Annotated in this window: 7 protein-coding genes and 1 pseudogene; 5 read left to right on the forward strand and 3 right to left on the reverse strand. The window is 72.7% G+C overall.

All coding sequences use genetic code 11. The features are described from left to right. The 3 genes and pseudogenes from MR1_RS20290 to MR1_RS18090 all read left to right on the forward strand — a co-directional run. Positions 1-464: pseudogene (locus tag MR1_RS20290) on the forward strand (MFS transporter); the annotation flags it as partial. 90 nt (positions 465-554) lie between these two features. After that, positions 555-1,160, forward strand: a complete 606-nt coding sequence (locus tag MR1_RS18085; protein ID WP_067250363.1) for a TetR/AcrR family transcriptional regulator — start codon at positions 555-557, stop codon at positions 1,158-1,160. Between the two features lie 733 nt (positions 1,161-1,893). Next, positions 1,894-2,100, forward strand: a complete 207-nt coding sequence (locus MR1_RS18090) for a cold-shock protein (protein WP_067250367.1) — start codon at positions 1,894-1,896, stop codon at positions 2,098-2,100. Between the two features lie 339 nt (positions 2,101-2,439). On the opposite strand, the gene MR1_RS18095 is transcribed toward MR1_RS18090, so the two are convergent. The 3 genes from MR1_RS18095 to MR1_RS18105 form a co-directional block, all read right to left on the reverse strand. Further along, positions 2,440-3,114, reverse strand: a complete 675-nt coding sequence (locus tag MR1_RS18095) for an HAD hydrolase-like protein (protein ID WP_067250370.1) — start codon at positions 3,112-3,114, stop codon at positions 2,440-2,442. A gap of 145 nt (positions 3,115-3,259) precedes the next feature. Further along, positions 3,260-3,955, reverse strand: coding sequence for an endonuclease NucS (nucS, locus tag MR1_RS18100; RefSeq protein ID WP_067250373.1), 696 nt, complete (start codon positions 3,953-3,955; stop codon positions 3,260-3,262). A 76-nt stretch (positions 3,956-4,031) separates the two neighbouring features. Beyond that, complete coding sequence (locus tag MR1_RS18105) at positions 4,032-4,964, reverse strand: GAP family protein (RefSeq protein ID WP_067250379.1); 933 nt, start codon at positions 4,962-4,964, stop codon at positions 4,032-4,034. A 144-nt stretch (positions 4,965-5,108) separates the two neighbouring features. Here MR1_RS18105 and MR1_RS18110 point away from each other — a divergent pair, with 144 nt between their 5' ends. Both MR1_RS18110 and MR1_RS18115 read left to right on the forward strand, forming a co-directional pair. Then, a complete protein-coding gene (locus tag MR1_RS18110; protein ID WP_067250377.1) occupies positions 5,109-6,362 on the forward strand; it encodes a sensor histidine kinase in 1,254 nt (417 codons plus the stop codon). Next, a partial coding sequence (locus tag MR1_RS18115) for a response regulator (protein ID WP_157518361.1) occupies positions 6,359-6,775 on the forward strand: 417 nt, incomplete at its 3' end. The genes MR1_RS18110 and MR1_RS18115, both read left to right, overlap by 4 nt.

Genomic DNA, 6,775 nt, shown 5'->3' on the forward strand with positions numbered 1-6,775 from the left:
CGCAGGCGGTCATCGACCAGCAGGTGGCCGCCGCGCTTCCCGCCGCGCAGGACGCCGCACTGGCCGCGGCCGCCGAGAAGGCGCACGCGACGGTCGTCGACGGGTCGCTGCGCGTCGACTGGGCGGACACGGCGCAGCGCGGCCACTGGGTCGGCCAGCTCGTGCCCGAGCTGGAGAAGCAGATCGGCGCGGAGGACTCGGACGTCGCGAGCGCCTCCGGCGGGTCGATCAGCGACACGTCCTTCCTCACGGGCGCCGACGCACGGCTCACGAAGCCGTTCATGGTCGGCTTCACGCAGTCCACGGTCACGATCTACTGGGTCGGGTTCGGCGTGCTGCTGCTCGCCTTCGTCCTGTCCTGGTTCTTCCGCGTGCCGCCGCTGCGCCGCGTCTCGGCGCTGCAGGAGCAGGCCGACCTCGCCGGCGTGACCGACACCGGGAGCATCCGGGTCCACCGGGGCTGAGAGGATGGGCACGGGGATCCGTCGCCGCGCGCGACGGATCCGCCCCCTCGCCGAGGGGCGCAGCGGGCGAGAACCGCGGAGGAGCAGCGGATGACCAACGTCGACACGACCGACAGCGCCGGTCGTCGCGAGCGCAAGAAGATGCAGACGCGCAAGGCCATCCACGAGGTCGCTCTGCGTCTGGTCGAGGAGCACGGTCTCGACGGCATGACCGTCGAGCAGATCTGCGCGGCCGTCGACGTGTCTCCTCGCACCTTCTTCAACTACTTCCCGTCGAAGGCGGCGGCCGCGCTGGACCTTCCGGAGACGGTCGTCTCGGCGGCGTCGGCGGAGCGGTTCCGGCAGACCGACGGCGAGCTGGTCCCGGCGCTGTGCGCGCTGATCGGGGCGTCCCTCGACGACGGCGTCGACCGGGGGCGGATGAAGGGTCTCGTGCTCAAGCGGCCGGAGCTGCTGCCCGCGTTCGCGCAGTGGATGGGGGCCGCCAGGGAGCAGCTGGTGCGCCTCGCCGCCGAGCGCGCGCGGTCGGAGCAGGAGGCCGCCGCCGCGGTGGCCCTCGTGATGGCCGCGCTGAGCATGCTCGTGCACGCGTCCTCCTCGCCGGAGCGCTCCGGCGTCGACCGGCTCCGCGAGATGGTGGACCGGCTCGTCGCGGTGCGAACGGCCGGCATGACCCCGCCGCCGCCCCTGGACTGACGCGCCCGTCGCCCAGAGGACGGACACGCCCGGGCGGTGTCAAGGGGGCCCTGTCGATCAGCGGACCCCGTGGACAACCGTCGCGTCCCTCGCCTATGGTGGAGGCGCGCGCACATGGGGATGATCGCACCGCCCGATTCCCCAGAGACGGCGGGACTACCCCAGAGTCATGCGATCCCGTGCGTGCGATTGGGCCCCCTCGAGTCGCCCAGTCCCCAATGGGCCACTCGAGGGGGCCGCTCTCGTGTCCCGGGGGCGGTGCTCCCCTGTTCGCCGACGTCCAGGAGCGGAGGACGCCGGATCGCTGGATCGGGCGGTGTCGATGACAGACGAACGAGTTCGGCCGCGACCGTCCCCCAGCGAGCGGTCGACGGCATCACGAGATGAGCGATCCGGACGAGCGTGCCGCGGCGGTGCTCTCTCCCCTTGTCGAACCCGTCGCGACCGTTCTCGTCCTCCGGGATATATTGTGCCACCGGGATCAAGATTTGTCCCCCAAATGGGGGACAAATCTCTCGGATCCGCGATATGCTGATCGGGACGCACCCTCCGGTCGTCTTGGCCCTCACCGCTCCCCCCGCGGTGGGGGCCGCACTCGTCTCCGGGGGTCACCGGTTAAGACAACGGTTATGTCTCCTTCTTGCGCGGGGTGTTGTGATCCCCCCTCCCTCCATTACGGTAAGAAGCGTCGGTGCGTCCTGCGTCGGCAACGCCCCCAGCAGAACGGCAGTAAATGAGCACCCAGGGCACAGTGAAGTGGTTCAACGCGGAGAAGGGCTTCGGCTTCATCTCCCCCGACGACGGTGGGGCGGATGTCTTCGCGCACTACTCCGCCATCCAGTCCAACGGCTACCGCTCGCTCGACGAGAACCAGCGCGTCGAGTTCGATGTGGCGCAGGGCCCCAAGGGCCTGCAGGCCGAGAACATCCGTCCGCTCTGACAGCGGCGCGGAGTCTCTCCGCGGAGGAATCAAGAGCTCCCCGGGCCCTGAGGCCCGGGGAGCTCTGTCGTGTCCGGGGCGCTCCATCCCGGTTTGGGGTCCTCGGTTTGGGGTCCGTCCCGGGAAATTGGGGCGCGTTTCGGGGTTGATCCGCCCCGAACCGGGCCCCGATCCCCCGGATCCCGCCCCGAACTGAAGTCCCCTGCCACCACGCCCTCTCCCCCGCCTGACTCCCCCTGCGCCGGTTTGGGGTCCGGTTCGGAGGTTCGGGGCGGGGTTCGGGGTGGATCAGCCCCAGCACGGACCCCAAACGGAGGGAAGAGACGGGGGTGGGGAGAGTCAGGACGAGGGGAGGAGGAGGGGGAGGAGGTCGAGAGGGGTCGAGACGCGGGCGAGGGCGCCCTCCGCCTCGCCGGGCTCTCCGAAGCCCCACTCGGCGAAGATCACCGGGATGCCGAACGGCTCCGCTCCTTCGACATCGTGGTGGCGGTCGCCGATGAGGACGGGGCGGCTGACGTCGACCCCCGCGGCGGTGAGGCGCTCCAGAGCGCTCGCGATGACGGTGGACTTGTCGTCGTGACGGCCGGGGATGTCGGGCCGGGCACCCGCCATCACGACGAACTCCCCCGCCAGGCCGTAGTGCTCGAGGATCGCCGTGACCTGGTTCTCCGGCTTGCTGCTGGCCGTGGCCTGCGGGACCCCCGCCGCGGACACGGCGCGCAGCACATCGGGCACGCCGTCGTAGATCCGCACGGACGCGGCGTACCCGTCCCGCGCCGCGAGTCCCCGGTACAGCGCCACCGCCTTCTCCGCATCCGCCGGCGACAGACCGCCGCGGACCTGGAACGACTCGTACATCGGGGGCCCGATCCACAGCGAGAGCTCCGACTCCGCCGGCGCCGGCCGGCCGAAGGAGGTCAGGACCTCGACGAGACGCGGAAGGATGCCGGCCGAGGCATCCGCGATCGTTCCGTCGACGTCCCAGAGGATGCAGGAGTACGGGGATGCGGGCATGCCTCCACCCTATGGCGGCGGCGCCCCTCGCCCGTCCGCGGCGACGCCCCTCGCCCGTCCGCGGCGACGTCCCGGGGTGCTCCGAGGCGGATCCCGCGGGCGCTCCGCGGCGGCACCCCGCGGGCGCTCCGAGGCGGATCGAGCGTCAGAAGAGGCGGGGGGCGCCGGACTCGATGCCCTTCATGTCCTCGTAGTCGAGCACGAGGCAGCGGATTCCGCGGTCCTCGGCGAGGACGCGCGCCTGCGGCTTGATCTCCTGGGCGGCGAACACCCCCTGGACCGGCGCGAGATGCGGGTCGCGCCCGAGCAGCTCCAGATAGCGCGTGAGCTGCTCGACGCCGTCGATGTCCCCGCGCCGCTTGACCTCGACGGCGATCGCCGCGCCGTTCGCGTCGCGCACCATGAGGTCGACCGGGCCGATCGCGGTGGGGAACTCGCGGCGCACGAGCGTCGCGCCCTCCGCGATCCGGTCCACCTGTTCCGCGAGCAGCCGCTGCAGGTCCGCCTCGACGCCGTCCTTCTGCAGTCCCGGGTCGACGCCGAGCTCGTGGGCGGAGTCGTGCAGGACCTCGAAGATCTGCACGCGCAGGGCGTCGCCGGTCTTCTGGTGGGTGACCCGCCAGACCTCGGTGACGCCCGCGGACGCCTCCTCCTCGCCGGGCGTCTCGGTCTCGAGCCGGCACGGCGGGCTCATCCAGTTCAGCGGCTTGTAGCTGCCGCCGTCGGAGTGGACGAGCAGGCTCCCGTCGCCCTTGTGGACGAGGAGCCGGGTGGCCAGCGGCAGGTGGGCGTTGAGGCGGCCGGAGTAGTCGACGGCGCAGCGGGCGATGACGAGACGCACCCGACGAGCCTAATGTCGAGTGGTCACTTTCTGCGGGTTCGGGCGCTCTCAACCCACAGAAACTGACCACTCGGGCTCAGGTCAGCCGGTCGAGGGCTTCGAAGAGGCGGAGGTCCGTCACGGCCGCGCGAAGGATCAGGAAGCCGACGATCCCCACGATCCAGGCGGTCGTCTCGCCGCCCGTGCGGGCCAGCCAGTCCCCCAGCCGCCGCAGCGGACCCTCGATCTGCCGTGCGGCGACGATCCGCAGCACCAGCAGGATCAGCGCGGGCGCGATCATCAGCAGGCAGTACCCGGCGAGGGCGGCGACGCGCACGGGCGTGCCGTACCCGGCATCCGCGAGCATCGTCATGGCCACGATGTACGGCAGCATCGTGGCCACCTCGACGAGACCGGCGGCGATCGCGACGCCGATGACGGTCAGCGGGGGCGTCGACGGATCCAGGAGCTTCTCCCGCCAGCGCACGAGACGCCCGGGGCGGGGAGTCGGCGCGGCTCCCTCGGCGACCCCGGCGTTCCCGCCACCGGCGGACCCCGAGAGGGCGACGGGCGGCGGCGGGGCGTAGGCGGCGCCCCGGGGCGCGGTGGCGTCGGGGACGGACGGCCGGAAGCCGGGCAGAGGGCGGTCCGCGCCGGCCGATTCCAGACTGCTCGCGCTCGCCGTCGTGGGCACCGCGACGGTCGCCTCCTTCTTCTTCGACCCCGGGATGAAGAAGGACCCGATGAGCAGGCCGGCGCCGACGACGAGCCGGAGGATCATCCCCGGCGTGGACGCGAAGAAGTCCGCGGCGACGTCCACGAGGTTGACCAGTCCCCACAGGAACAGAAGGCCGACCACCAGGTAGAACGCCGTGATCGCGCCCAGGTACAGCAGGATGCGTCCGACCCGCACGCGTCCCGGCGAGAGCAGCAGGAAGACCGGGATCAGCAGGGTGCCGACGCTGAGCCCGTCGAGCAGCGCGAGCACGGCGAGGGTCAGGGCGAGCGGAGAGTCCGCGAGGAGTTCCATGACGACCACCCTCGCCGGTCCGCGTCGCACGCGGATCGGGCGAAGGTCGCAGGCGCGGCGCGGCCGCTCATCCTTTGGTCGGAGGACGCGGCGCTCATCCCTTCGACCGATGCGTCGGGCCGCGCACCGTGATTCGATGGTGCGATGCAGCGGGGTGACGGCGAGCGGGTCGGGGAGCGGATCCGCGACATCGGCCGCCCCCCGCAGCCGGTGCCCGGCCTCGACCGGGTCCTGCCCGGTGTCGCCCGCCTTCTCCCCCGCGCCGCATGGGACGCGCTCGGCCTCGCGATCATCAGCGTCGTCGCGGCGCTGATCGGACTCAGCGGCATGTGGGACGTGTTCCGCATCCCCGCGACTCCGGTGGATCCGTGGTGGAGCCTCGTCTTCGCCCTCCCCGGCTGCGTGCTCGTGTCGCTGCGGGAGCGGATCCCGCTCACCGCCCTGCTCGGGGCGACGGCGCTGTTCGCCGCGGATCTCGTCACGGCGGGCGGCCTCGGGTCCCTCCTCGTGCTGCTCGACGTCCTCTGGCACGCCGTGCACCGCTCTTCGGCGCGGATCCGCCAGGGCATCGCGATCGGGATCGGCGTGGCCACCGCCGTCGTCTTCGTCGGCACGTTCGTGAGGGTCGGCGACCTCGGTGGGACGGGGGTCCGGGTGGCCGTGCTGCTCGGGCTCGCGATGGGGACGGTCCTCGGCACGGACTACTGGTGGGCGGTCGCGGTGGGGCGGGCCGAGGAGCTGGCCGAGCTGGAGAGCCGGCGGGCCGCGGACGACGCGCGCGAGACGATCCGCGACGAGCGCGAGGTGATGGCCCGGGAGCTGCACGACGTCGTCGCCGGTCACGTCTCGGCCATCGCGATCCGCACCGAGGCGGCGCTGTCCACTCCCCCGGACGAGGAGCGCGACCGTGCGGCGCTGCGGGCGGTGCGCGACGCGAGTCTCGACGCCCACGAGGCGCTGCGATCGATGATCTCGGTGCTGCGCGACACCGGGGGCGCGCTGTCCGCTCCCCCGCGTCTGGCGGACATCCCGGCGCTCGTGCGTGCCGGGGAGGAGTCCGGGCTGCGCATCCGGCACACCGACGCGCTGGCGGGACCGGTCTCCGAGCCGGTAGGTCAGGCGGCCACGGGCGTCGTGCGCGAGGCGCTGACGAACTGCGTCCGGCACGCGGCCGGCGCGGCGGTGGAGGTGCTGCTCGCCGGCGACGCGGAGCGGATCACGGTCCGGGTGGAGTCCCGCGGCGGCACAGGCGGGACCGGCCCGGCGCTGGCCGGATCCGGAACGGGACTGGCGACCATCGCGACACGGATCCGCGCTCTGGGCGGCGACTTCTCCGCCGGCCCGGTCGCGGACGGCTGGTCGGTCCGCGCCACCCTGCCCCGGAAGGAGCCCGGATGATCACTCCCCCGTCTGCCACTCCCCCGTCTGCCACTCCCCCGTCCGCGTCCCCGGACGAGCGCCGTCCGACGGTCCTGCTCGCGGACGATCACGGGGCGATCCGCGCCGGGCTGCGCATCATGCTCGAGGCGCACGGCGTGGACGTCGTGGGCGAGGCGGCGGACGGGGAGGTCGCCGTCCGCAACACGCGGGCATTGCGGCCGGACGTCGTGCTGATGGATCTGCGGATGCCGGGCCGGGACGGGATCTCCGCCACCCGGGAGATCGTCGCGGAGCAGCTTTCGGACGTGCTCGTGCTGACGAGCTTCGACGAGGACGAGCTCGTGCACGGGGCGATCGCCGCCGGGGCCGCCGGGTTCCTGCTGAAGACGGCCGACGCGGCGACGCTCGTCGACGCCGTCCGCGCGGTGGCC

The sequence above is a fragment of the Microbacterium resistens NBRC 103078 genome (genome assembly GCF_001552355.1).
GTDB classification, from domain to species: Bacteria; Actinomycetota; Actinomycetes; order Actinomycetales; family Microbacteriaceae; genus Microbacterium; species Microbacterium resistens.